A 23,899-nucleotide genomic window follows, 5' to 3' on the forward strand; every position below is an offset into this window, starting at 1 on the left:
CTCGCAACCGTCAGCCGGAGTGGGCCGGGTCGGGTACCAGGGCGACCAGCTCCTCGGGCGCGGACAGCCGCCACGCCTCGAAGACCAGCTCGGCCAGCTCGTCGGCCTCGATGCCCTCCAGGTAGACGACGACCCAGCCGAAACCACCGGACGTGAACTGCTCCTCGAAGACGTCCGGCCGTTCGGCCACCAGCGCGAGCTGTTCGGAGATGGTCTGCTTGAGGCCGACGGTCTGCGTGTTCGGCCAGTAGTAGCCGAACCGCTTGCCCCGCACGCTGAACGAGCTGTACTGCCCGCTGTCCGTGCGTTCGACCTCGACGAGCGCGTTCACCACGCGGAAGAACTCGTCACTACCCACAGCCACCGCAGCCCCCTGAGACGTCCTACTGCGGAGTGTAAGTCTCCCGTCCTGACGGCACGGACTTGAGGGCGATCGCCGCCGCGATCACTCCCAACACCGCCAGCAGGGTGAACACCGCCGGGTAGCCGCCCAGCGGCCCGGCGAGCGCGATCGCGGCCCACGGCGCGACGGCGCCGGTGACCGTCAGCGGCGCGTGGAGGACGCCGCTGAGCCGTCCGTAGTGGGCGGTGCCCCAGCGCTCGGAGATGGCGGTGGCGTGGGTGAGCGTGAAGATGCCACGGACGGCACCCGCCAGGACTGCGGCGGCGACGAGAGCGACCGCCGGACCGGGGACGAGTCCCAGGAGGAGGGTGGTGGTGGCCGCCGCGAGGAGGACACCGGCGGTCCGGGCCTGCACGCCGAACTTCGCCGCCAGGCGGCCGTAGCCGAGGCGTCCGAGTACCTGGCCGACGCCGCTCAGGCCGAGCGCCCAGGCGGCGGTGGTGGCCGAGACGCCCCGTTCGACGAACAGCGGCACGAGGGCGACGACGATCCCGTACACGGCCAGCGCGCCGACGCTCATCGAGACCACGAGCAACACGAACGGGCGGCTGCGGACGATCGTGGTCGGACGGCGGGCGTCCGTCGCCGCCGGGTGGGCGGGCCACGGCAGCCGCAGGCCGAACAGGTGCGCCGGCACCGTGAGCACGGCCAGCAGCGCGGCGAGGACCAGGTACGTCTCCCGCCGGCTGAACTGCCCGGCCAGCGCGTCGGTGAGCGGGGCGAACACCGTGCTCGCCAGCCCACCCGCCAACGTCACCACGGTCAGCGCGGCCACCCGGCGGTCCTCGCCGTGCCAGCGGGTCAGGGCGGCGAACGCCGGCTGGTACAACACCCCGGCCATCGCCACCCCGACCAGCACCCACCCCGTAGAACCACGGCAGCGACGAGGCTGACGCGACCACGCCCAGCGCCGTCACCGCCAGCACCGACCCCACCGTCATCACCAGGCGGGGGCCGTGCCGGTCGAGCAGCCTGCCGACCGGCACCCCGACCACGGCGCTGACCAGCAAGGCCACCGAGAACGCCCCGGTCACCGCTGCGCCGGACCAGCCCCTGTCGGCCGCGATCACCGGCGCCAGCACCGGGAAGCCGTAGAACAGCACTCCCCAACTGGTGATCTGCGTCAGGCACAGCACCACCAGCACCCGCTGCGGCCCGGCGCGCCCCTCGACCACGCCGGGTCGCGCCGCCTCAGACCCGCGCACCCGGCGCGGTCAGGGTCAGGCTCTCCACCGCCGGCCCGCCGCAGCAGCCGCCCGACGACTCCGGCTCCGCCACGTCGAACACGCCGGACCCGCCGCACACCCCGGTCTCGGGCAGCGTCAGCTCGACCTTCGCCGCCGACTCGTGGTCGCCCGCGATCTCGGCGGCCACGCTGCGGACCTGCTCGTAGCCGGTCAGCGCGAGGAACGTCGGCGCACGGCCGTAGCTCTTCATGCCCACGAGGTAGACGCCCGGCTCCGGGTGCCGGAGCTCGTTCGCCCCATGCGGGTACACGGTGCCGCACGAGTGCACGTTCGGGTCGATGAGGGGAGCCAGCTTGGTGGGCGACTGGAGCACCGGGTCCAGGTCGAGCCGCACCTCGGACTGCCACGAGTGGTCCGGCCGGAAGCCGGTCAGCGACACGACCTCGTCCACCGGGTCCAGCCGGTGCCCGTCCTGCGACACCAGCACCAGGCGCTCGCCGTCGCGCTCGACCGACTCCGTGCGGAACCCGGTGACCACCTCGACGTGCCCGGCCTGCACCGCTTCCCTCGCCTTGAGGCCCAACGCGCCGCGCGCCGGCAGCTGGTCCGACTCGCCGCCACCGAACACGGCGCCGACCGCGCCGCGACGCAGCAACCACGTGATCTTCGTGCCGGGGTGCCGCTCGGCCAGGTCGGTCAGCGCGATCAGGGCGGTGAGCGCGGAGTGCCCGCTGCCCGCCACGGCGATCCGCTTGCCCGCGTACCGGGCCTGCTCGCCCACCACGTCCGGCACGCGGTAGTCGATCCGGTCCGACGCCTCCAGCTCGCCGGCCGCCGGCAGCCCGTCCCCGCCCAGCGGGTTCGGCGCGCCCCACGTGCCGGACGCGTCGACCAGCGCGCGGGCGGCGATCCGCTCGCCGCCCTCGACGTGCACGGTCAGCGGCTCGCTGTCCCGACCCGCGTCCACGACCCGGTCCCGTCCGCGGCGGGCGACCCCGACCACCTTGGAGTTCACCCGGACGTGGTCACCGAGCGCCCGTGCCAGCGGCACCAGGTACTGCGCCGCCCACTCCTCGCCGGTGGGGTAGCCGTCCGGGTCGGGCGCACGCCACCCGGTGGGCTCCAGCAGCCGCCGTGCGGCCGGGTCGACCAGCTCCGACCACTGCGAGAACAGTCGGACGTGCCGCCACTGCGCCACCGCCGCGCCCGCCTGCGGGCCCGCTTCCAGCACCAACGGCCGCAACCCGCGCTCCAGCAGGTGGGCCGCCGCGGCCAACCCGACCGGCCCCGCCCCGACCACGACCACGGAGAGCTCGTCCACCAGACACCTCTTTCATCGGTGTTCCTCGATCGAACGAGGGGAATCTATCGAGGAACGTCGATTGATGCAACCATCGGTGTTTGTCGATAGTCTGGGGTCATGACGACGCTGCTGCCCACCCCAGGCCTCGCGCCGGAGGACGCCACCACGTACGCCGAGTGGTTCGCGTGCCTGGCGGACCCGACCAGGGTGCGGCTGCTGCACACCGTCGCCACCCATCCTGGCGAGATCACCGTCGGCGCGCTCACCGAGGCGATCGGCGTGAGCCAGTCGACGTGCTCGCACCACCTCCGAAAACTCGCCGACGTGGGCTTCGTCAGGCTGCGCAAGGAGGGCACCGCGACCCTCGTGTCGGTCAACGCGGCGTGCTGCACCGGCCTGCCGCACGCGGCGGACGCCGTGATGGGCACCATCGTCACCCGGCCGTGCTGCCCGACCGACCTGCCCCCCGACGTCACCGTCCGCGCCCTGCGCGAGGAGGACTGGGCCGACGTCCGCCGCATCTACGGCGAGGGCATCGCCACCGGCAACGCCACCTTCGAGACCGAGACGCCCAGCCGCCGCACCCTCGAAGCCAAGTGGTTGCCCGGCCACAGCTGGGTGGCGGTCGTCGACGACCAGGTCGCCGGCTGGGCCGCCCTGACCCCGGTGTCGACCCGCGAGTGCTACTCCGGCGTGGCCGAGAACTCGGTGTACGTGGGTGAGGGCTTCCGCGGTCGCGGCGTGGGCAAGGCTCTGCTGCACAAGCAGGTCACCGCCGCCGACGGGGGCGGCCTGTGGACACTCCAGACCGGCATCTTCCCGGAGAACCGGGCCAGCATCGCCCTGCACCACTCGGCCGGCTTCCGCACCGTGGGCGTCCGCGAACGCATCGCCCGACACCACGGCGTGTGGCGCGACACCGTCATGCTCGAACGCCGCAAAACCCCGTGAGTCCTCCATCCAGAACGTGTGAGTCCTCCGCTCCGAACGCGTGAGTTCAACACTCGGAACGCGGCTGGGCGCACGCCCGACGTGCGGCGCCGGGCTGAGGGGGTGACACTGGGCGCGAATGTCCGTCTACAAGGGACGGTCAAATGCCGTTGCGCGCCGAGTCCGGTTTCCCCGAGCTGATCCGGCCCATGCCGGCCACGCCGGGTGGGCTCCCGGTGGGCACGGGGTGGGTGTTCGAGTTCAAGTGGGACGGTGTGCGGGCCGTCACCTACGTGCGTGGCGGTGGGGTGCGGGCGATGACCCGCAACGACCTGGAGGTGTCCGCGACCTACCCGGAAGTCCGGGTGCTGTCCACACTCCTGGGTGACAGGGAGGTCGTCCTCGACGGGGAGATCGTCGCTCTCGGCACGCGGAAGCAACCCGATTTCGCCCGGTTGCAGTCCCGCATGCACGTGGCCCGACCCGGTGACGACCTGCTCGCCCGCGTGCCCGTCGTCTACTACGTGTTCGACCTCCTGCACGTGGACGGCCGGTCGCTGCTCGGCGAGCCGTACTCCACCCGCCGGGACGAGCTGGCGGCGCTCGGGCTGGGCGGCCGGGGCGAGGTGCGGGTGCCGCCGTCGTTCACCGACGTGGACGGTCGGGACGTGCTGGCGGTGGCCGAGGACTACGGCCTCGAAGGCGTGGTCGCCAAGCGGGCCTCCTCCCGGTACGAGCCCGGACATCGCTCGACGGCGTGGGTGAAGGTGCCGTTGGTGCGCACGCAGGAGGTGCTGATCGGCGGCTGGCGGCCGGGTGACGGTCGCCGTGCGGGCACGATCGGCTCGCTGCTGCTCGGCGTGCCCACCGACGACGGGCTCCGGTACGTCGGCAAGGTCGGCACCGGCTTCACCCACGCGGCGCTGGTGGACCTGCGGGAACGGTTGCGGCCGTTGGCCCGGACGGCTTCGCCGTTCGTCGGCCCGGTGCCCCTCGACCAGGCCCGCCGCGCGCACTGGGTGCGGCCGGAGCTGGTCGGTGAGGTCGAGTACCGGACGTGGACGACGGACGGCCGGCTGCGGCACTCGTCGTGGCGCGGTCTGCGACCGGACAAGAACCCCGAGGACGTCGTGATGCCGCCCCCGGTCACGGGTTGAACGGGATTGTCGGTGCGGGCTGCTAGCTTCCGGCCGACATGATCCGGACGACGGGGGCCACAGTGGACGGTGCAGTGGACGGCGCAGTGGACGGCGGCGAGAAGAACGCGTTGAGGGTGTTCCTGGACGCGCAGCGGGGTGTGGTGCTGGCGATCCTCGAAGGACTCGACGACGAAGCGTTGACGACGACGGTCCTGCCCTCGGGTTGGACTCCGGTGGCGATGGTCGAACACCTGGGCTACGCCGAGCGCCACTGGTTCCAGGAGATCCTCACCGGCAACGCCGAGCCGCTGCCGTGGACGGACCCCGAGCCGTTCACCACGCCGAGATCCCCGTCCGAGGTCTTCGCGTTCTACCGGGAGCAGTGCGAGCGGTCCGACGCCGCGATCGCCGCCATGCCGCTGTCGACCGTCCCGGTGGGGCGCCACCCCGATCCGCTGGGGTGCGAGACCACCGACCTGCGCCGGATCGTCCTGCACATGATCGAGGAGACGGCACGTCACGCCGGCCACCTCGACGTGGTGCGCGAGCTGCTGGACGGGAAGACGGGGTTGGGGCCGCGCTAGCTCGGGGGCCGCCCCAGGTGACTTCGAAGTGCCTCCTTCCGCGTCCGCTCCGCAGGGCACATGATGCATGTGCATGCAAGCGGCGGACCGAGGAGTGAAGTGCACACGACATCGCAGAGCCCACCGGTCGACGGTGGCCCCACTCGCATGACCCCGCGCGCCCGCGCACTGCTTCTCGTGCTGTGCGGCTCGATCTTCCTGGAAGGCATCGACGTCTCGATGCTGGGTGTCGCCCTGCCCGCGATCAGGGCGGACCTCGGCATGGCGCCCGGCGAACTCCAGTGGGTCGTCAGCGCCTACGTGCTCGCCTACGGCGGTTTCATGCTGCTCGGCGGACGCGCCGCCGACCTGCTCGGCCGCCGTCGGATGTTCGTCCTCTGGCTGACCGTCTTCGTCCTGTTCTCCGGCTTGGGCGGCCTGGCCACCGAGGGCTGGATGCTGATCACCGCCCGTGCGATGACCGGCCTGGCCGCGGCGTTCATGACGCCCGCGGGGCTGTCCCTGATCACCACCAGCTTCGCCGAAGGACCGCTGCGCAACCGCGCGCTGCTCTGGTACGCGGGCACCGCGGCGGGCGGCTTCTCGCTCGGCCTCGTCGTCGGCGGACTGCTGACCGCGCTCGGCTGGCGCTGGGTGTTCTTCGCCCCGGTCGTCCTCGCCGCCGCGATCCTGGTCCTGGCGGTCAGGCTGATCGAGCACGACGCGACGCCCGCCCGGACCGGTCAGGGCTACGACATCGTCGGCGCGGTCACCATGACGCTGGGCGCGGTCGGCGTGGTGTACACCGTCGTGGTCGCCCCGGAGGTCCCGCCCGGCGAGACGGCGCTGACGGCAGCGATCAGCCTCGCGCTGCTGGCGGCGTTCGTGGTAGCAGAACGGAGGTCCAGCGGGCCGTTGATCCGGCTGGGCATCTTCCGCAGCGCGAACCTGGTGCGGGCGAACCTCGCCACGGTCCTGTTCGCCGGGTCGTTCGTCGGCTTCCAGTTCATCACCGTGCTGTACATGCAGGACGTGCGGGGCTGGACCGCGTTGCAGACCGGCGTCGCGCTGCTCGTGATCGGCATCGACTCGGTGCTCGCGCCGACCCTGACGCCGAGGTTGGTCGACCGGTTCGGCAACCACAAGGTCCTGTTCGCCGGCTTCACGGTCGCGCTCGTGGCCTACGCGCTGTTCCTCGGCATCCCCGCCGACGCCGACTACTGGACCGCGATGTTCCCGACGATGGTGCTGCTCGGCGTGGCGTTCACGTTGGTGTACGGCCCGTTGACGATCGTCGCGGTGGAGGGCGTCGCGGACGAGGAGCAAGGGCTGGCGGGCGGCATCTGGAACACGTCGTTCCAGTTCGGCGCGGCGCTCGGCCTGGCCCTGGCCGCGTCGTCGAGCGTGGCGGAGGGCGGGTTGCTGGAGGGCTTCCACCGGGCGCTGGTGGTGCCGGTGATCGCGACCGGCGTGGCGGTGGTGATCGTGGCGACCGGGTTGGCTGGCAGGGAGAAGGTCGGCAGGGAGAAGGTCGGCAGGGAGAAGGTCGGCAGGGAGAAGGTCAACGGGTAGGCGGTGGCGGGTAAGGGGGTTGGCGGGTAAGGGGGAGACGGGCCCGCGAGGCGGCTCGCGGGCCCGTCGCCGTCAGAACGCCTGGTTCGCGAATCCCCGGCGCGCCGCGGCGGACAGGAACGTCTGCCACGCCGCGCTACTGGTGTGCGGGTCGCCCGTGACACCGAGCCGGGACTTGGCCGTGTTGAACGCGCTCTGGGTCTTCGGGCCCCAGATGCCGTCCACCACGAGACCCGAGCTCATGAAGTTGTTGCACAGCGACTGCACGAACTTCACGTCGCTGTCGGAACTGGTCACGCAGCGGACCGGCAGGCCGCCGAAGTCGGCGTGGATGTGGTCGGCGTGGGCGGAGTTGTACCAGCCGTCCAGCACGTACCGGAAGCGCCGCCGGCACGCCGCGTCCACCGCCAGGTACCGACGCCGGGTGGCGAGGGTGGTGGACGCGTGGTGCTGGTCGAGCGGCGAGGAGACCTGCCCGCCGCTCCACCGGACGTAGTCGAGGTCCATCGCGGTGCCCGCGCCGTGCTGGCCGGGCTTGTTCACGTAGAAGCCCGCCGACACGAGGTAGGTGATGCTGCCGTAGGCCGACGACAACGACCGCAGGTCCCGGATCCACAGCACCATGGAGTCGTAGAAGGCCTGGGTCGCCTGCCAGTTGCGCAGGGTCGTGTTGCCGCGGCTGGACCGCCAGTAGTAGACGGGGGTGCCGTCGATCCGGCTGAACGTGATCATCGGGTCGCCTCCACGGTGATCAGTCGGCCGCCGGTGAGCCAGCCGGACCGGGTGCCCGCGACACCCAGTGACTTCGCGTCCGCCGGCACGTCCGGTCGGGTCGTGCCCGCGTCCAGCACGCCGGTGAGCGGGGTGGCGTCGACGATCTCGTTGCCGACCCAGTGCACGCGGCCGTCCACCGCGGTCATCCCGCGCACCGCGACACCGTCCAGGCGGGGCCGGGCGGTCCAGCTGACGCCGTTGTGCGAGGTGTGCAGGACGGTGCCGGAGATGTCGACGGCCGCGACGATCCAGCCGTCGGCGGTCGCGGCCACGGCGGTGGCGGACAGGCCGTCCGTCCACTCCAATCCGCGGACCGGCACGGTGTTCCAGCCGTTAGCGGTGCGGCGTGCGGCGATACGGACCACCGAAGCGCGCTCGTGCTTCACGACGGACCCGAACGCCAGGCCGCCGCCGACGGCGGTGAACTCCGAGCGAACGCCGTGCAGGCGGCGCACCTCGTGCCACGTGATGCCGTCGGTGGATTCCCAGATCGTGGCGATGGGGTCGCCGCTCACGGCGCCGACGGCCACGAACGTGGTCCCGTCGCCGGTGACGTCGACCAGGTCGGCGCCCGCGAGGCCGGTGGTGATGCGCACCGAGCCGCCCTCGTCGACGAGCACCCACTGGCCGTCTTGTTGCGCTAGAAGGAGAGGAGCGCCGTCAGGTGCGGCGAACACTCCAGCGGTCCGGTCCGGGGTGATGTGGTCCGGGGTGATGTGGTCCGGTGTGGCGCCCGACGCGGGCGCCGAGGCAGCCGCGTGGGCCGGTAATGCGCTGGCGAGTGCCGCGGAAGCGGCGGCACCCAGCACGAACGTTCGGCGATCGAGCACGTCAGTCCTTTCAGGGGCAGGGGGAAGTGCTGACGTGGCACAGGGTCGGTTGGAAGGTTTCCAACCCCGAGTGTTCCAATTCCGAGTATTGGGCCGGCCGATCGTCGCGGCAATGGTCCATTCCGCCGAAACCTGGCACGGGCGGATGCCGAGGCGGGTGCCGAGGGCGGAGCGCTGGAGGCGGGCGCTGCTGAGCGGCGGGCGCTGCGGGAACCCACGCCGTGCGGCCGGCGCTGCGGAACACCGTTGTGCGGCCGGTCGCAACTCCGTGGTCCGGGGCAGCGCGCGGGCGTAGGATCCGGGCGTTCGCGACTGGCGTGCGGAGGGTGGGACAGACCACCGGGGAGCGTTGAGCCGGATCGCACCGCGCGCCTGGGTGCTACGGCAGCGCCCCCGCGCGCGTGGAGGTCGTCGTGCACGAACCCGCCATCCCGTCGTTGACCGGTGCCGACCCCGAGGTCGCCCGACTGGTCCAGGCCGAGGCCCGTCGCCAGTTCGAGAAGGTCCGGCTGATCGCCTCGGAGAACTACGTCTCGACCGCCGTGCTGGAAGCCACCGGCTCGGTCTTGACCAACAAGTACTCCGAGGGCTACGCGGGCCGCCGGTACTACGAGGGCCAGCAGGTGGTCGACCCGGTGGAGGAGTTGGCGATCGGACGGGCCAAGGCCCTGTTCGGCGCCGACCACGCCAACGTCCAGCCGTACTCCGGCTCACCGGCGAACCTGGCCGTCTACATGGCGTTCCTGAACCCCGGCGACACGGTCATGGGCATGGCCCTCCCCGCCGGCGGCCACCTCACCCACGGCTGGGGCGTCTCGGCCACCGGCAAGTGGTTCCGCAGCGTGCAGTACGGCGTGCGGAAGGACACCGGGGTCGTCGACCTCGACCAGGTCCGGGACCTGGCCCGCGCCGAACGCCCGAAGGTCATCTTCTGCGGCGGGACGGCCATTCCGCGCACCATCGACTTCCCGGCGTTCGCCGAGATCGCGAACGAGGTCGGCGCGGTGCTCGCGGCCGACATCGCGCACATCGCCGGTCTCGTCGCCGGTGGCGCGCACCCGTCACCGGTCGGGCACGCCCAGGTGATCACCACGACCACGCACAAGACGCTACGCGGACCCCGTGGCGCGATGATCCTCACGGATGCCGCCCATTCGAAGGCCGTCGACAAGGCGGTGTTCCCGGGCCTGCAAGGTGGTCCGCACAACCACACGACTGCGGCGATCGCGGTCGCGTTGGGGGAGGCGTTGGAGCCGTCCTTCGGTCTCTACGCGCACGCGGTCGTGCAGAACGCCCGCGCATTGGCCGCCTCGCTGCTCGACCGCGGCTTCGACCTGGTCTCGGGTGGAACCGACAACCACCTGGTCCTGGTGGACGTGACGGGCAAGGGCATCGGGGGCAAGCCCGCGGCGAAGGCGTTGGACCGGGCGGGTGTCGAAGCGAACTACAACACCGTTCCCTTCGACCCGCGCAAGCCGTTCGACCCTTCCGGCGTGCGACTCGGCACGGCCGCCGTCACCACCCGTGGCCTCACCGCGGACCACATGCCGCAGATCGCGGAGTGGATCGAGCGGGCGGTCCTGGCGGCGGACGACGAGCAGGTGCTGGACCGGATCGCGGCCGAGGTGGCGGAGCTGATGGCGGGTTACCCGATGCCCGGCTGGGCGTAGCGGACCACGTCGGCCAACCGTTCCACGTCCGCGCGGAACGTCTCGTGGCGGACGACGGTGACGTGATCGACGCCCGGTAGCTGGTCGACGGGGAGTTCCGCCCCGTCGACCAGCACCGGGATCACCGGCACGGCCCGTTCCGCCGCCCGCTCCACCTCCGCGCGCATCAGGTCGGTCGGCGTCCAGCCGGGGCCGACCACGGCCAGCAGCACGTCGCACTCGGCCACGTCGCCCACGACCGGCCGGCCGATGTCGTCCAGTCGGTCCGCGATGCGGCCCGCCAGGTGCAGGTCCTGCGGACGTCGGTAGCTGAGGTACAGGCGTGCCTGCCGCTGTGCGGGCAGGTCGATCCCGGCCAGTGCGGCGAACGCGCGGTCGCGGACGTCGGTGGGTGACAAGCCGCTGCGGGTGAGGACGGCGAGGGCGATCCCGTCGTCCTCGGCGAGCACGCCGAGCAGCAGGTGGCCGGTGTCCACGTGCCGGTGGTGCAGTGCGAGGGATTCCCGCACGGCCAGTGCGAGGGCCCGTTTCGCGCCGGGGGTGAACGGCAGGTGTCCGGGGACCGGGAGCGTGCCGCGGGCGTGGGAAGCCCGCACGTGTGCCCGGCAGGTCTCCAGCGACAGGCCGAACGACTGCAGGACGGACGCCGCTGCGCCGCCTTCGCCGATCAGGCCCAGGAAGAGGTGGTCGGTGCCGATGGCGGTGTGGTTGAGCCCTCGCGCCTCCTGGAGGGCCAACACCGATACCCGGCGGGCGCTTTCGGTGAACCTGTCGGGCACCCGGCACTCCTCCGTGCGTGTAGCTCGCTGCAATCACAGCATCGCACCGGGTTGCCGAGTGTTACCTGAATTTATCGGTGGCGGCGACCCTCGCTTCGGTCATCGCGTCGCTCCCGCCGTGCGCGGTCTGGGGGAGGACGATCAGCTCGGCGTCCGGCCAGGCGTGCGCGAGGTCGAACGGCGTGCCGGTCAGATTGACCAGGTCGAGCTGTCCTTGAACGATTACGCCCGGGATGCCCGCGAGCTTCCACGCCTCCTCCAGGACGATCCCCTCCGGGAGCCAGGAACCGTGCGCCCAGTAGTGCGTGACCAGTCGTGCGAAGGCCAGGCGGAACTCCGGAGAGTCGAAGTGGCGTTGGGCGGGGGTGAGCGGCACGAGGGCCGACTCCCACCGGCACCACTCCTCGGCCGCGCGGTGGTGCACGGCCGGATCCGGGGAGAGGAGCAGCTCCAGGTATCCCGCTGCCGGGTCGCCGGTCGGCGCCAGTTCGCGGAACCGGGCGTGCGCTTCCGGGAACATCGGGGCCACACCTGTCGTCAACAGGTCCGTCTCCGACCGCCGGCCGGTCGCCACGCCTGCGTGGACCATCTCCGACACCCGGTGCGGGAAGCGCTCTGCGTAGACGAGGCCGAGGACCGAGCCCCACGACGCGGCGAACACCAGCCACCGGTGGACGGCCAGGAACTCGCGCAGTCGTTCCAGGTCGTGGATCAGGTGGTCGGTGGTGTTGGTGGACAGGTCGACCGTCGGCCGGCCGGCGTGCGGGGTGCTCCGGCCGCAGCCGCGTTGGTCGAACAGGACTACGCGGTAGGCGGCCGGGTCGAAGTACCGGCGGGCGTTGGCGGTGCAGCCGGAGCCCGGACCGCCGTGGAGGACCACGGCGGGCTTTCCGTCCGGATTGCCGCACACCTCCCAGTACAGGTGGTGTCCGTCGCCGACGTCGAGCATGCCGTGGTCGTACGGCTCGGTCTCGGGGTACAGCACGGGCTCTCCTCCATCGGATGCAACAGTGCTGTTATATTAGCGCTTACGGGTTGGCTCCGGTCGGGGTAGGTGCGGGTGGTGGTGCGGTACGGCTCGATTCGACAGGGGTCCAGGTGTCATGGGCTGGTCGAAGCCCATGTCGAATCGAGCCTTGTCGGTCCCGGGTCGTGGGTGGTTCGGGCGGGGTGGGGGATGGGTGGTTGCGCGCGTCCTATGTGGACTGGTCGGTACCGATCGTGATCACGCAACCTTCGTGGTCGACGTGGGGGACGTCGGTGTCGTCGAACCAGTGGCCGCCGTCGCCCAGGTAGCGGAACCGGTGGGTGCCCGGCGGGAGGATCACGGTGACGGTGCGCGTGCCGTCGCGGCGGGGCACCAGCTCGTGCACGCCGGGGGTCCAGCCGTTGAACGTGCCGACCACGCTCACCGGGCCGCGCGGCTGGTCGAGCGGTAGTGAGAAGGTGACGCGGCGCTTCGGGCCGAAGAGGCGAGTGCTGCGGAGCATCGTTCTCCCTCAAGGGTCGATCTTGCCTTCCGGGCACCTTAGCGGTCGGCGGTGTGGACCTGTTCGAAGTAGACGGTCACGCGTCGGGGTGACGTATGGTCCTCGGAGTGCCGCCGATCTCGGATGAAGACGCCTTCTACCACGCCTGCGAGCAGTCGGACACCGCGCTGCTGGACGATCTGCACCGGCCGGGTTTCGAACGTATGGTCAACCACAAGCTGGACTTCGAGGACGTGGCCGGTCTGCGGTGGTTCCTCGATCGTGGCGTCGACGTCGATGCGGAGTTCTGCCTCCACCACGCCATCGGGCGCGGGCGGAGCATCGAGGTGCTGGAGCTGTTGATCGCTGCCGGTGCCGACGTGAACCTTCCTTGGGGGCGGTGGGACGTCGGTCGTCGTCCGTTGGCGCTGGCGGCGAGGTGTGGCCACTTGGCGGCTTACACGATGTTGCGGTCACGCGGTGCTGAAGCCGTCCTCGACCCCGTGGACCAAGCGGTGTTGGCGGTGGCGCGCGGCGAGTCCGCGTCGCTGCCCCGTGCTGTCGCGCCGGTGCTCGGCACGCCCGGTGGTGACGATTACGGGTGGATCCTGGGCCAGTTCGCGGCTCTGGGGCGGGGTGACGTGGTGGGCGCGCTGCTGGATGCGGGGATGGCTGTGGACACGCGCGGGTGGAGCAACTTCACCCCGCTGGACCAGGCTGCGATGAACGGTCGGGTCGAGGTGGTCCGGCTGTTGGTGGCGCGCGGTGCGGATCTTGCGGACAAGGCGTTCGACGACGACGGGCCCACACCGCTCGACTGCGCGTTGTGGGGTGTCCGGAACAGCCGCGCGTCGGACGGGGACTATCCGGGGACCGTGGCCGTGCTGGTGGCTGCCGGGGCCCCCACGAGGTATGAAATCGGCGGCTGAAGGAGGGATCACAAGTGTGCACACTCTGCAAAGTTGCAGAGTGTGCACGTTTTTCCCTACGCTGATCAGGTGAGCACGCAGGCGGCCGGGGGGCTTCGTGGCCGCAAGAAGCGGCAGACTCGTACGGCTTTGGGGCACGCCGCGGTGCGCCTGGTCGCCGAGCACGGGCTCGACCAGGTGACCGTCGAGGACATCAGCGCTGCGGCAGGGGTTTCGCCGCGAACGTTCTTCAACTACTTCGCGAGCAAGGAAGACGCCGTGCTCGGGCCCGACCCGGATGCGGGGCCCCGGATGCGCGCCCGCGTGCTCGCCGCGCCGGCGGAGCTGTCCGCTGCGGCGGCAGTGCGTGAGGCGTTGTCGGCGGAGGTAGCCGCCGAGCCGGCGGACGACCGCGACCTCTGGTTGCAGCGGATGCGGGTGGTGCAGCAGCACCCCGTGCTCCTGGCGAAGGTGTTCTCCGGCGGTGAAGCGGTCGAACGGGAGCTCGTCGCCGGCATCGCCGAACGGGTGGGCCTGCCCGCTGACGACACCTACCCGCTGCTGCTCGGGGCGGCGGCGGGTGCGGCGTTCCGGGTGGCCATCACCAGGTGGACCGGCACCGCCACGCCGCTGCGCGTCCTGCTCGCCGAAGCCGTCGACCTGCTCGCCGGAGGGCTCGCCGAACCGCCGTCCTGACCTATCGCGACCAACTGGGGGATCCGATGTCCACCGCAACCGGCACGACCTCGCGCCGGGACGTCATGCAAGCCATGTCCGGCCTGATGCTGGGCATGTTCGTGTCCATCCTGGCCTCGACCATCGTGTCGAACGCGCTCCCGCGCATCATCGCCGACCTGAAGGGCTCGCAGTCCGTCTACACCTGGGTCGTCACGACCGAACTGCTCGCCATGACGGCGACCGTGCCGCTGTGGGGCAAGCTCGCCGACCTCTACAGCCGCAAGCTGCTGATCCAGCTCTCACTGGGCCTGTTCGCGGTGGGCTCGCTCATCGCCGGGTTCTCCCCGAACGTCGAAGTGCTGATCGCCAGCCGGATCGTGCAGGGTCTCGGCGCGGGCGGGATGACGGCGTTGGCGACGATCGTGATGGCGGCGATGATCCCGCCGCGCGAGATGGGTCGTTACGCGGGCATCTTCGGCGCCGTCTTCGGCGTCGGCACGGTCGCCGGGCCGCTCATCGGCGGGATCCTGGTGGACACCTCGTGGCTGGGCTGGCGCTGGTGCTTCTTCATCGGCGTGCCGTTCACCCTCGCCTCGGTCCTGCTGCTCCAGCGCACGCTGAACCTGCCGGTGGTGCGCAAGGAAGTCAAGATCGACTACCTGGGTGCGGCGCTGATCGTGGGCGGTGTGTCCACGCTGCTGGTCTGGTCGACGTTGGCCGGCCACCAGTTCGAGTGGGCCTCGGCGTGGACCGCGCTGCTGGTCGCGGTCGGCGTGGCGCTGCTCGGCCTGGCGGTGTGGGTGGAGTCGCGGGTGGCGGACCCGATCGTGCCGCTGAGCATCTTCGCCAACCGGACGGTCGCGATGACGACGCTGGCCAGCGCCCTGGTCGGCGTGGCGATGTTCGGTGGCACGGTGTTCCTGTCCCAGTACTTCCAGATCGGTCTGGGCAAGACGCCCACGCAGGCGGGCATGATGAGCCTGCCGCTGATCTTCGGCCTGCTGGTGTCGTCCACGGTGGCGGGTCAGCTGATCACCAAGTGGGGCAGGTGGAAGGGCTTCCTGGTCGCCGGCGGCGTGACCATGGTCGGCGGGATGCTGCTGCTGGCCACGATCGACGCGAACACGAGCGTGTTCATGGTCAGCGTCCACATGGCCGTGCTCGGTGTCGGCGTCGGCCTGCTCATGCAGAACCTGGTGCTGGCCGCGCAGAACGACGTGCCGGCCCGGGACCTCGGTGCGACGACTTCCACCCTCACGTTCTTCCGCAGCCTGGGTGGCGCGATCGGTGTCAGCGCGTTGGGCGCGGTGCTCGCCAACCGGGTGACCGGCCTGAGCGAGGAGAAGTTCGGCCCGGCGCCGGACGGCGCGGAGGCCACCGTGCCCGACCTGTCGCTGCTGCCCGAGCCGGTGCGGTTGATCATGCGCGAGATCTACGCCACGGCCACGGCCGAGCTGTTCCTGATCGGCGCGCCGATCGCGGCGCTCGCACTGGTGGCGGTGCTGTTCATCAAGGAGAAGCCGCTCAAGACCCTCAGCGGTGACGAGCGGCTGGCCGCGGAGATGGCGGACGGCCACTAGACACGGTGTCGCACCTGCCCCGGTAAGCACCGGGCAGGTGCGACACTTCCGCGCGTGTCAGGACTGCGTGAACGCAAGAAGCTGGCCACTCGCACGGCGTTGGCCGATGCGGCACTGCGACTGTGCGTGGAGCACGGCCTCGACGGGGTGACAGTCGAACAGGTGGCGAACGAGGCCGGCGTATCGCTGCGTACGTTCTTCAACTACTTCACCTCCAAGGAGGAAGCCGTCGTCGCGGGCGACGTCGCCACGGCTGCGGCGTTCGTGCAGGCCTTCGCCGAGCGGCCCGCGGAGGAAGCGGTGTTGCGCGCCCTGCGCACGGCGCTGATCGAGGTCGTGCCCGAACGGATCGACCCGGAACGAGTGGCGCAGCTGCGGGTCCTGCGCCGGACGCCGGCACTGCTGCCGCACCAGGTCGCGGCCTTCACCGTGCAGGAACGGGAACTGGCCGCCGCGGTGGCAGAGAGGGTCGGCGTCGACCCGGCGACCGACCTCTACCCGATGATGTTCGCCGCCACGGTGATGGCGACGTTGCGGGTCGTCGTCGGCTGGTGGCTGGACGCCGCCGAGCGGCCCGAGCTGTCGGAGCTGATCGACGTGATGATCGACCGGCTGGACGCGGGTTTCGCCGCCGCTGAGTAGTTCTGCGGTCGGGGCAGCGGTGGAGGAGTCGTGCCCGCGCGGCGGTGGCCCCTCGAACGCGGGCCGGCCAGGGCGCGAGCACACTGGCGCTGTGGACGGCAAGCGCAAGCGCGGTGAGTTGCGGATCTACCTCGGCGCGGCTCCCGGGGTCGGCAAGACGTACGCCATGCTGAGCGAGGCGCACCGACGCCGGGCCCGTGGCACCGACGTGGTCGTGGGCCTGGTCGAGACGCACGGCCGGGCGCAGATCGAGGCGCTGCTCGAAGGTTTGGAGCAGCTGCCGCCCGACCACCTGGAGCTGGACCTGGACGGCCTGCTGGCCCGTGCGCCGGAAGTCGCGGTCGTGGACGAGCTGGCGCACGTGAACGCGCCCGGCGCACGCAACGCCAGGCGCTGGGAGGACGTCGAGGAGCTGCTGGACGCGGGCGTCGACGTGCTGTCCACGGTCAACGTCCAGCACCTCGAATCGCTCAACGACGTGGTCGAGCGGATCACCGGCGTGGCGCAGCGCGAGACCGTGCCGGACGAGGTGGTGCGGCGCGCCGAGCAGGTCGAACTGGTCGACATCACGCCGGAGGCGCTGCGCCGACGCCTGGCGCACGGCAACGTCTACGCCGCGCACAGGATCGACGCCGCACTGGGCAACTACTTCCGGATCGGCAACCTGACCGCGCTGCGGGAACTCGCCCTGCTCTGGGTGGCCGACCAGGTCGACGTCGCGTTGCAGGGGTACCGCTCGGAGCAGCGCATCACCGACACCTGGGAGACCAGGGAACGGGTCGTGGTGGCGATCAGCGGCGGCCCGGAGAGCGAGACGCTGATCCGCAGGGCCCGCCGCATCGCGGTGCGCGCCGGCGCGGAGCTGATGGTCGTGCACATCATGCGCGGCGACGGGCTGACCGGGGCGTCACCGCAGCTGGTGGCGGGGTTCCGGCGGGTCACCGAGGACGTGGGCGCGACGTTCCACAGCGTGGTCGGCGACGACGTGCCGACCGCGTTGCTGGACTTCGCGCGCGCGGTGAACGCGACGCAGCTGGTGCTGGGGACGTCCCGGCGCTCACGCCTGGCGCGGGTGTTCGACGAGGGCATCGGCGCGGCGGTCATCCAGGCGTCCGGGCCGATCGACGTGCACATGGTCACGCACGACGAGGCGCGTCGCGTCCCGCGGTGGCGCCTCGGCGGCACCACGGCACGGTCGCGGCGCCTGCTGGGCTGGGGGTTGGCCGCACTGCTGCCCGCCGTCGTGACGGGGGTGGGGCTGCTGTGGCGCGACAGCGTGACCTTCTCGACGGACGTGGTCGGGTTCTTCCTGGCCACGGTGGTGGTCGCGCTGGTGGGCGGGCTCGGTCCGGCACTCGCCGCCGCGTTGCTCGGCGCCGGGCTGCTGAACTTCTTCTTCACCCCGCCGTTCCACAGCCTGGCCCTGGCGAACTCGCGAAACCTGGTCACGCTGATCGCCGTGCTGCTGGTCGCGGTGCTGGTCGCGCTCGTGGTGGACCGGGCGGCACGGCTGGCCGAGCAGGGCGCGCGGGCCCGTACGGAGGCCGCGTTGCTCGCCTCCTACGCGCGGACCGTGCTGACCAGCCCGTTCCCGGTGGCCCGACTGCTGGAGAAGGTGCGCGAGAACTTCGGGCTGGAGTCGGTGGCGCTGCTGGAGCGGCGCGAGGGGGAGTGGGAACGGGTGGCGTGCGTCGGGCCACGGCCTTGCGCCGAGCCGGACGAAGCCGACGTGGACGTGCGGGTGACGGCGGACGTGCACCTCGCGTTGCGCGGCCGGACGCTGCCCGCGGGGGACCAGCGCGCGGTGGAGGCGGCGGCCGGTCAGGCGTTGATGGCGTTGCGGCAGCAGCGGATGGCCGCCGAGACCGCCGAGGCGCAGCGGCGGGCCGAGACGACGGAGCTGCGCACCGCGTTGCTGTCCGCCGTGGGGCACGACCTGCGCACCCCGTTGACCTCGATCAAAGCGGCCATCGGCAGCCTGCGCGACACCGGCCTACGACTGTCCGAAGAGGACATCTCCGAGCTGCTGGAGACCGTGGAGGTGTCCGCCGACCGGTTGACCGGGCTGATCGACAACCTGCTCGACTCGTCCCGGTTGGCCACCGGCGCGGTCGCGCCACAACTGCGTGCCGTCACGTACGACGAGGTGGTGGCGCGCGCTCTGGCCGGTATCGACGAACGCGCCACGCTGTCCGTGGACGTGGCCGAACACCTGCCGCCCGTGCTCGCCGACGTCGGCCTGCTCGAACGCGTGGTGGCGAACGTGATCGACAACGCGCTGCGGCACGGCCGGCTCAGCCCGCGCCGGATGGTCGACGTGGACGGCGACGGACGGATCAAGGTGGACGAGCCCGAGATCGCGGTGCGCGCCAGCGCCTACGGTGACCGGGTCGAGCTGCGCGTCGTGGACCACGGCCAGGGCCTGCCGAAGAACACGGCGAGCGCGGTGTTCGCGCCGTTCCAACGCTTGGGCGACCGGGCCGCCACGCCGGGCGTCGGCCTCGGGTTGAGCGTGGCCAAGGGTTTCGTGGACGCGATGGGCGGCGCGATCACGGCGGAGGACACGCCCGGCGGCGGCCTGACCATGGTGATCTCGCTGCCGATCGCCCCGGTGACGGCCTGACCGCCGCCACCGGGGGCCGGGAGGTCAGCGGCGCGGGGTCGTGCTGATCAGGGTCCACTTCGCGGCCTTCAGCGTGCCGTCGGCGGTGGTGCTCTCGCCGACGACCAGGCCCCGGTCGTTCACCGCCACCGGCAGGCTGTGCGCGCCGCCGAGCGAGCTGAGGTAGGTGATCCTGCCGTCGCGCCACAGGAACCCCCGGGGCGCGTCCGGGTTGTCCGCCGACGTCCAGCCGATCACGTCGCCCCGCTCGTTGACCGCGACCGCCTCGGACGGGCCGGGCACGCCCAGGTCGACCGGCTTGCCGCCGCCAGGCCACAGCGCGGCCCGCTTGACCGCGGTGGACTCCGTGGACCAGCCGACGACGTCGCCACGCTCGTTGATGGCCTGCGGACCGTTCGCCACCTGGCCGGACGGGGACAGCACGGTCACGTCGCCGCCTTCCCAGCGCAGCGCCTGCGTGCCCCGGTTGCCGACGACCACCCCGGCCTCGTTGATCGCCTCCACCGAGTAGCCGCCGGAGCCGGGCACGGCGGCCAGCGGTTCGCACTTCGTGGTGTCGGCGCAGCGGAACGCGTGCGCGTCGGTGCCGAACATGGGCAACTTGGACCCGGCGACGACCCCGGCGTCGTTGATCGCGCTCAGCGACAGGTGCGGCCCGGACAGCGGCAACGCCGTGTGCTTGCCGTCCCGCCACACCGCCGCTCTCTCCTGGTGGTAGCCGTACGGCGAGGTGGAGTACGTCATCGGCACCGCGCCGTTGTTGTTGATCGCCGACGCGGAGACCCAGCCCGAGCCGGGCGGCGTGATGTCGGTGACCTTGCCCTCGTGCCAGATGAGGGGGCGTTGGACGTACGGTCCGGCGCCGCTGACGGCCACCAGGCCGAGCACCTGGCCGATCTGGTTCATCCCGGTCGGGGTGCCGGCGCCGAGGTCGGTGCCCGCGTTGCCGCGCGCCCACTGCACGGTGTGCGGCGCACCGTTGCCGTAGGCGGCGCCGACGATCTGGCCGAGGTCGTTGACCGCGATGGTGCGGTGGGTGGGGTAGCCGGGCAGGCCGGGGAGCTCGGTGACGAAGGCGGCTGCCTGCGCGGCCGGCGTGGTCACCAGGGGCAGGGCCAGGGCCAGGGCGATAGCGGCTGTGGGCATGCGTGACTTGGGCATGATCGCTCCATTGCGAGATGTCCGCTGAATCGATTCGAACGCTAGTCCCGGTCGGACGGCGCCGACGACGGCCGGACAGCGGAATCGGGGGGACCGTTGTCTGCTCAAGCGTTCGCGCACAGGACGTCCTGGCCCGATTGGGAGACGGCGTCGTCCCGCTGACCGGTGACGTGGTGAACACCGTGTGGCTGGCCCGAGGCGCCGACCTCGTGCTCAAGATGAACGAGGACGCGCCGCCCACCCCGCGGGCGCACGAGGTCGGGGCGGAAGGCTTGGCGGTGCTCCGCCGGCACGGTCTGCCCACCCCGCGGGCGCACGAGATCGAAGCCGACTGGCTGCTGCCGGAAGCCTTGACGCCGTGACCGCCCGCGTTCGACGCGTTCTGGGAGTCCGCCGGGCGGGCGATCGCCGCGGTGCCGGTGTCAGAGGCCCAGGGTCACCGACCGGGCCCGTCCAGCGGGTTGGTCCGCAGCCGATCGGCCAAGCCGCCACCCATCAGCCGTGCCGCGGCGCAGCCCGGTTTCCGGGTGGCCTGGTCGTCGGCCCGCTTCAGGAACTCCTCCGCGAACCCCAACCGGGGGAACCGGGTCACCACGTCGTCCTTCAACTGCTCGGAGAACCGGTCCAAGCCGCCGCCGGACACGTCGGCGGTGACCGCCACCTGGAGCAGGTGGCTCTCCGCGTCCTCCTCGGCGGACACGTCGTCGCGCATGTGCAGCACGATGACCTGGGCCAGTCGGTCCCGGCGCACCCGACCCCAGCCGGCGCCGGCGGCGAACACCCACGCCAGGTGGCCGCCCGCCTCCTCGAACGGCACGGTGTGGCTGTCGAACGGCGGGGTCAGCGCGAGGTCGTGCAGGAGCGCGGCGACGTACAGCAGCTCGCCGTCGTGCGGGATGTCCGCGTAGGCCGCGTACGCGACGGCCCACGCGTAGGAGCGCAGCGAGTGGTTCAGCAGCCACGGCTCGGCGTACTCGTGGCACACCTCGAGAGCGGCGGCGGCGGCCTTGGAATCGGGCGGGGTGAAGAAGTCCACGACGTTCAGCCTAGGTGTACGGCGGTCGGAAGACGCGGTGACACGGCCCTGTTCCGCCGCTCAGATGATGGCCGCGAGGCGCGTGCCCTGGTCGATCGCCCGTTTGGCGTCCAACTCGGCGGCGACGTCCGCGCCGCCGATGACGTGCGTCACGACGCCGCGCGCGGTGAGCACCTCCACGAGGTCGCGGACGGACTCCTGTCCCGCGCACACCACGACCGTGTCGACCTCCAGCACGCGGGCGCGCTCACGCTTCGGCCCGAACGAGATGTGCACGCCCTGCTCATCGATCCGCTCGTAGTTGACCCCGGTCAGCTGCTCGACCCCCTTGGCGGCCAGCGCCGCGCGGTGCACCCAACCGGTGGTCTTGCCCAGCCCCTTGCCGATCTTGGACGACTTGCGCTGCAACAGGAAAACCTGACGTGCGGGCCTCGCCGGCTTCGGCGCGGTGACGCCGCCGCGCCCGTCCTCGGGATCGGTGACACCCCACTCGGCCCGCCACCCGTCGAGGTCGAGGGAGGTGTGGGTGAGGAACTCGGTCACGTCCACCCCGATGCCGCCCGCGCCGATCACCGCGACCCGGTCGCCGACCGGCGCACCGTGCCGCACCACGTCCACATAGGACAGCGCGCGCTCCACGCCGGGGATATCGGGGATCCGAGGCGTCACGCCGGTGGCGAGGACGACCTCGTCGAAGTCGGCCAGGGTGTCCGCTCCGGCTCTCCGGTTGAGGTGCAGCTCCACCCCGGTCAGCTCGATCCGCCGTCGGTAGTAGCGGATCGTCTCGGCGAACTCCTCCTTGCCGGGGATGCGCCGGGCGATGGCGAACTGGCCGCCGATGTCGTCGTCCGCCTCGAACAGCTCCACCGCGTGCCCGCGTTCGGCCAGCGACGTCGCCGCCGCGAGGCCCGCGGGACCGGCGCCGACCACCGCGACCCGCTTGGCGCGGCGGGTCGGGAGCAGCTGGAGCGTGGTCTCGTTGCCCGCGCGCGGGTTGACCATGCAGGTCGCCTTCTTCATCGCGAACGTGTGGTCCAGGCACGCCTGGTTGCACGCGATGCACGTGTTGATCTCGTCCGACCGGCCGGTCTCGGCTTTGCGCACCCACTCCGGGTCGGCCAGGAACGGGCGTGCCATGGACACCATGTCCGCGTCACCGCGTGCCAGCACCTCCTCGGCGACCTGCGGCATGTTGATCCGGTTCGAGGTGACCACCGGGATGCCGACGTGCGGGCGCAACTTCGCGGTGACGTTCGTGAACGCCGCCCGCGGCACCGAGGTGACGATCGTCGGCACGCGTGCCTCGTGCCAGCCGATGCCCGTGTTGATGATGGTCGCGCCGGCGGCCTCGACCTCCTGGCCGAGCGCCACCACCTCGTCCCACGTCTGGCCGTCCTCCACCAGGTCGATCATGGAGAGCCGGTAGACGAGGATGAAGTCCGGCCCCGCCGCCTCGCGGCAGCGGCGCACGACCTCGACCGCGATGCGCCGCCGGTTCTCCGGGGTGCCGCCCCAGCGGTCGGTGCGCTTGTTGGTGCGGGGCGCGAGGAACTGGTTGATGAAGTAGCCCTCGGAGCCCATGATCTCCACGCCGTCGTAGCCCGCTTCACGGGCGAGGGCGGTGGCTCGGGCGAACGCGTCGACCTGCGCCCGCACGCCCCGGTCCGACAGCGCGTGGGGGCGGAACCTGCTGATCGGGGACTTGAGCGCGGAGGCGGACACGGTGAACGGGTGGTAGCCGTACCGACCGGCGTGCAGAAGCTGGAGCGCGATCTTGCCGCCGTTGTCGTGCACGGCTTGGGTGATCGTGCGGTGGTCGCGCGCTTCGCGGTGCGTGGTGAGCTTGGAGGAGAACGGGTAGAGCGAGCCCGTCAGGCTGGGGGAGAAGCCGCCGGTGACCATGAGCCCGACGCCGCCGCGCGCCCGTTCGGCGAAGTAGGCGGCGAGTTTGTCGAAGTCCTTGGCGCGGTCCTCGTTGCCGGTGTGCATGGATCCCATGAGGACCCGGTTGGGGAGGGTTGTGAAGCCCAGGTCCAGGGGCTTGAGCAGGTTCGGGTACCCGGTCGTCACCGTTCGTCCTCTCGCATCGCGGCAAGCGCCTCGTCGCACCACTCGACCAGCCCTTGCTCGGCCCGGATGCCGCCGCGCAGGATCAGGTACTGGTGCAGCCGTCGGCCGGAGAGGCCCGACGGGTCGGGGAAGTCCTTCTTCTCGAACGCGCGGTAGACGTCGAGTCGTTCGGCGTGCAGGTCGCGGTGCCGGGCCAGCTCGGCGATCACGGCTCGCGCGTCGCCCAAGGACGCTCCGCGCACTTTCACGGCCAGGTCGTTGCGCACGGTCTCGGGTGCGCCGGGGGAGGCGAGCCAGCGGGTGAGCTCGTCGCGGCCGGCCTCGGTGACCTCGTAGACCTTCTTGTCCGGGCGGCCGTCCTGGGAGACCTCGTGGCAGGAGACCCAGCCGAGGTCGTCCATGCGCTTGAGCGTGCGGTAGATCTGCTGGTGGGTGGCGGTCCAGAAGAAGCCGATCGACTTCTCGAACCGCTGGGCCAGTTCGTAGCCCGAGCCCGAGCGCTCGTCCAGCGACACCAGGATCGCGTGCTCCAACGCCATGGCGGTGACGGTAACCGTGCAACGGGGTGCAGTGCAACTGGTT

The 23,899-nt window shown here is 71.5% G+C and carries 23 protein-coding genes, 1 pseudogene and 1 riboswitch; of the genes and pseudogenes, 11 read left to right on the forward strand and 13 right to left on the reverse strand.

The genetic code is table 11. The features are described from left to right. Positions 1 to 10 precede the first annotated feature (10 nt). From ACRAKI_RS15320 to ACRAKI_RS15335, 4 genes and pseudogenes are all read right to left on the reverse strand, one after another. Positions 11 to 364, reverse strand: a complete 354-nt coding sequence (locus tag ACRAKI_RS15320) for an MmcQ/YjbR family DNA-binding protein (protein WP_447007747.1) — start codon at positions 362 to 364, stop codon at positions 11 to 13. A gap of 19 nt (positions 365 to 383) precedes the next feature. Next, the gene (locus ACRAKI_RS15325) at positions 384 to 1,244 is read right to left on the reverse strand and encodes an MFS transporter (RefSeq protein ID WP_447007748.1); all 861 of its coding nucleotides are present in this window, start codon (positions 1,242 to 1,244) and stop codon (positions 384 to 386) included. A gap of 43 nt (positions 1,245 to 1,287) precedes the next feature. Further along, positions 1,288 to 1,608 (reverse strand): annotated as a pseudogene (locus ACRAKI_RS15330) (MFS transporter); the annotation flags it as partial. Further along, complete coding sequence (locus ACRAKI_RS15335; RefSeq protein WP_447007749.1) at positions 1,595 to 2,911, reverse strand: FAD-dependent oxidoreductase; 1,317 nt, start codon at positions 2,909 to 2,911, stop codon at positions 1,595 to 1,597. The gene ACRAKI_RS15335 and the pseudogene ACRAKI_RS15330, both read right to left, overlap by 14 nt. Before the next feature lie 99 nt (positions 2,912 to 3,010). Here ACRAKI_RS15335 and ACRAKI_RS15340 point away from each other — a divergent pair, with 99 nt between their 5' ends. The 4 genes from ACRAKI_RS15340 (at position 3,011) to ACRAKI_RS15355 (ending at position 7,097) form a co-directional block, all read left to right on the forward strand. Further along, positions 3,011 to 3,844, forward strand: a complete 834-nt coding sequence (locus ACRAKI_RS15340; protein ID WP_447007750.1) for a helix-turn-helix domain-containing GNAT family N-acetyltransferase — start codon at positions 3,011 to 3,013, stop codon at positions 3,842 to 3,844. 143 nt (positions 3,845 to 3,987) lie between these two features. After that, positions 3,988 to 4,980, forward strand: coding sequence for a non-homologous end-joining DNA ligase (gene ligD, locus ACRAKI_RS15345; protein ID WP_447007751.1), 993 nt, complete (start codon positions 3,988 to 3,990; stop codon positions 4,978 to 4,980). A 74-nt stretch (positions 4,981 to 5,054) separates the two neighbouring features. After that, entirely contained in the window at positions 5,055 to 5,546 is a 492-nt protein-coding gene (locus ACRAKI_RS15350; RefSeq protein WP_447007752.1) for a DinB family protein, read from the forward strand. Positions 5,547 to 5,693: 147 nt separating this feature from the next. Then, positions 5,694 to 7,097 carry an MFS transporter gene (locus ACRAKI_RS15355; protein WP_447007753.1) on the forward strand — a complete coding sequence of 468 codons (1,404 nt, stop codon included), beginning with the start codon at positions 5,694 to 5,696 and terminating at the stop codon, positions 7,095 to 7,097. A gap of 72 nt (positions 7,098 to 7,169) precedes the next feature. Here the strand turns inward: ACRAKI_RS15355 and ACRAKI_RS15360 are convergent, their stop codons facing one another. Continuing rightward, the gene (locus tag ACRAKI_RS15360) at positions 7,170 to 7,829 is read right to left on the reverse strand and encodes an extensin family protein (protein WP_447007754.1); all 660 of its coding nucleotides are present in this window, start codon (positions 7,827 to 7,829) and stop codon (positions 7,170 to 7,172) included. Next, on the reverse strand, positions 7,826 to 8,701 hold the full coding sequence (locus tag ACRAKI_RS15365; RefSeq protein ID WP_447007755.1) for a hypothetical protein: 876 nt from the start codon (positions 8,699 to 8,701) through the stop codon (positions 7,826 to 7,828). The genes ACRAKI_RS15360 and ACRAKI_RS15365 overlap by 4 nt, the downstream gene beginning before the upstream one ends. A gap of 298 nt (positions 8,702 to 8,999) precedes the next feature. Continuing rightward, positions 9,000 to 9,086, forward strand: a riboswitch (ZMP/ZTP riboswitch). A gap of 28 nt (positions 9,087 to 9,114) precedes the next feature. On the opposite strand from ACRAKI_RS15365, the gene ACRAKI_RS15370 reads away from it, so the two are divergent. Next, positions 9,115 to 10,371, forward strand: a complete 1,257-nt coding sequence (locus ACRAKI_RS15370; protein ID WP_447007756.1) for a serine hydroxymethyltransferase — start codon at positions 9,115 to 9,117, stop codon at positions 10,369 to 10,371. Here the strand turns inward: ACRAKI_RS15370 and ACRAKI_RS15375 are convergent. The 3 genes from ACRAKI_RS15375 to ACRAKI_RS15385 form a co-directional block, all read right to left on the reverse strand. Next, entirely contained in the window at positions 10,347 to 11,150 is an 804-nt protein-coding gene (locus tag ACRAKI_RS15375; RefSeq protein ID WP_447007757.1) for a Clp protease N-terminal domain-containing protein, read from the reverse strand. The genes ACRAKI_RS15370 and ACRAKI_RS15375 overlap by 25 nt on opposite strands. Positions 11,151 to 11,211: 61 nt before the next feature. Beyond that, positions 11,212 to 12,135 (reverse strand): prolyl aminopeptidase, encoded by a 924-nt coding sequence (gene pip / locus ACRAKI_RS15380; RefSeq protein ID WP_447007758.1) that lies wholly within the window; start codon positions 12,133 to 12,135, stop codon positions 11,212 to 11,214. A gap of 211 nt (positions 12,136 to 12,346) precedes the next feature. Next, positions 12,347 to 12,640, reverse strand: a complete 294-nt coding sequence (locus ACRAKI_RS15385) for an isoamylase early set domain-containing protein (protein WP_447007759.1) — start codon at positions 12,638 to 12,640, stop codon at positions 12,347 to 12,349. A 107-nt stretch (positions 12,641 to 12,747) separates the two neighbouring features. Between ACRAKI_RS15385 and ACRAKI_RS15390 the strand changes: the two genes are divergently transcribed. The 5 genes from ACRAKI_RS15390 to ACRAKI_RS15410 all read left to right on the forward strand — a co-directional run bounded on the left by ACRAKI_RS15390 (position 12,748) and on the right by ACRAKI_RS15410 (position 19,050). Continuing rightward, on the forward strand, positions 12,748 to 13,548 hold the full coding sequence (locus ACRAKI_RS15390; RefSeq protein ID WP_447007760.1) for an ankyrin repeat domain-containing protein: 801 nt from the start codon (positions 12,748 to 12,750) through the stop codon (positions 13,546 to 13,548). A gap of 69 nt (positions 13,549 to 13,617) precedes the next feature. Then, entirely contained in the window at positions 13,618 to 14,223 is a 606-nt protein-coding gene (locus ACRAKI_RS15395; RefSeq protein WP_447007761.1) for a TetR/AcrR family transcriptional regulator, read from the forward strand. A gap of 26 nt (positions 14,224 to 14,249) precedes the next feature. Beyond that, complete coding sequence (locus ACRAKI_RS15400) at positions 14,250 to 15,785, forward strand: MDR family MFS transporter (RefSeq protein ID WP_447007762.1); 1,536 nt, start codon at positions 14,250 to 14,252, stop codon at positions 15,783 to 15,785. Between the two features lie 54 nt (positions 15,786 to 15,839). After that, positions 15,840 to 16,427, forward strand: coding sequence for a TetR/AcrR family transcriptional regulator (locus ACRAKI_RS15405; protein WP_447007763.1), 588 nt, complete (start codon positions 15,840 to 15,842; stop codon positions 16,425 to 16,427). Positions 16,428 to 16,518: 91 nt separating this feature from the next. Beyond that, on the forward strand, positions 16,519 to 19,050 hold the full coding sequence (locus ACRAKI_RS15410; protein WP_447007764.1) for a DUF4118 domain-containing protein: 2,532 nt from the start codon (positions 16,519 to 16,521) through the stop codon (positions 19,048 to 19,050). 24 nt (positions 19,051 to 19,074) lie between these two features. On the opposite strand, the gene ACRAKI_RS15415 is transcribed toward ACRAKI_RS15410, so the two are convergent. Continuing rightward, positions 19,075 to 20,211: a hypothetical protein gene (locus tag ACRAKI_RS15415; protein ID WP_447007765.1), complete on the reverse strand. Its 1,137-nt coding sequence runs from the start codon at positions 20,209 to 20,211 to the stop codon at positions 19,075 to 19,077. Positions 20,212 to 20,348: 137 nt separating this feature from the next. On the opposite strand from ACRAKI_RS15415, the gene ACRAKI_RS15420 reads away from it, so the two are divergent. Further along, a complete protein-coding gene (locus ACRAKI_RS15420; RefSeq protein WP_447007766.1) occupies positions 20,349 to 20,573 on the forward strand; it encodes a hypothetical protein in 225 nt (74 codons plus the stop codon). A 74-nt stretch (positions 20,574 to 20,647) separates the two neighbouring features. Here ACRAKI_RS15420 and ACRAKI_RS15425 read toward each other — a convergent pair whose 3' ends face one another. Genes ACRAKI_RS15425 through ACRAKI_RS15435 form a run of 3 tightly spaced genes read right to left on the reverse strand, consistent with a single transcriptional unit; the run spans position 20,648 to position 23,856 of the window. Next, entirely contained in the window at positions 20,648 to 21,247 is a 600-nt protein-coding gene (locus tag ACRAKI_RS15425; RefSeq protein WP_447007767.1) for an HD domain-containing protein, read from the reverse strand. A gap of 60 nt (positions 21,248 to 21,307) precedes the next feature. Continuing rightward, a complete protein-coding gene (locus ACRAKI_RS15430) occupies positions 21,308 to 23,317 on the reverse strand; it encodes an oxidoreductase (protein ID WP_447007768.1) in 2,010 nt (669 codons plus the stop codon). Next, the gene (locus ACRAKI_RS15435; RefSeq protein WP_447007769.1) at positions 23,314 to 23,856 is read right to left on the reverse strand and encodes a PadR family transcriptional regulator; all 543 of its coding nucleotides are present in this window, start codon (positions 23,854 to 23,856) and stop codon (positions 23,314 to 23,316) included. Before ACRAKI_RS15435 ends, ACRAKI_RS15430 begins: the two co-directional genes overlap by 4 nt. Between the last annotated feature and the right edge of the window lie 43 nt (positions 23,857 to 23,899).

Source organism: Saccharothrix isguenensis (assembly GCF_052936305.1).

Bases quoted from the DNA above. Each gene is read 5' to 3' on its own strand.
- ACRAKI_RS15355 (WP_447007753.1), top strand. From the start codon at position 5,694: ATGACCCCGCGCGCCCGCGCACTGCTTCTCGTGCTGTGCGGCTCGATC.
- ACRAKI_RS15325 (WP_447007748.1), bottom strand. From the start codon at position 1,244: ATGGCCGGGGTGTTGTACCAGCCGGCGTTCGCCGCCCTGACCCGCTGG.
- ACRAKI_RS15340 (WP_447007750.1), top strand. From the start codon at position 3,011: ATGACGACGCTGCTGCCCACCCCAGGCCTCGCGCCGGAGGACGCCACC.
- ligD (WP_447007751.1), top strand. From the start codon at position 3,988: ATGCCGTTGCGCGCCGAGTCCGGTTTCCCCGAGCTGATCCGGCCCATG.
- ACRAKI_RS15435 (WP_447007769.1), bottom strand. From the start codon at position 23,856: ATGGCGTTGGAGCACGCGATCCTGGTGTCGCTGGACGAGCGCTCGGGC.
- ACRAKI_RS15385 (WP_447007759.1), bottom strand. From the start codon at position 12,640: ATGCTCCGCAGCACTCGCCTCTTCGGCCCGAAGCGCCGCGTCACCTTC.
- ACRAKI_RS15400 (WP_447007762.1), top strand. From the start codon at position 14,250: ATGTCCACCGCAACCGGCACGACCTCGCGCCGGGACGTCATGCAAGCC.
- ACRAKI_RS15415 (WP_447007765.1), bottom strand. From the start codon at position 20,211: ATGCCCAAGTCACGCATGCCCACAGCCGCTATCGCCCTGGCCCTGGCC.
- ACRAKI_RS15360 (WP_447007754.1), bottom strand. From the start codon at position 7,829: ATGATCACGTTCAGCCGGATCGACGGCACCCCCGTCTACTACTGGCGG.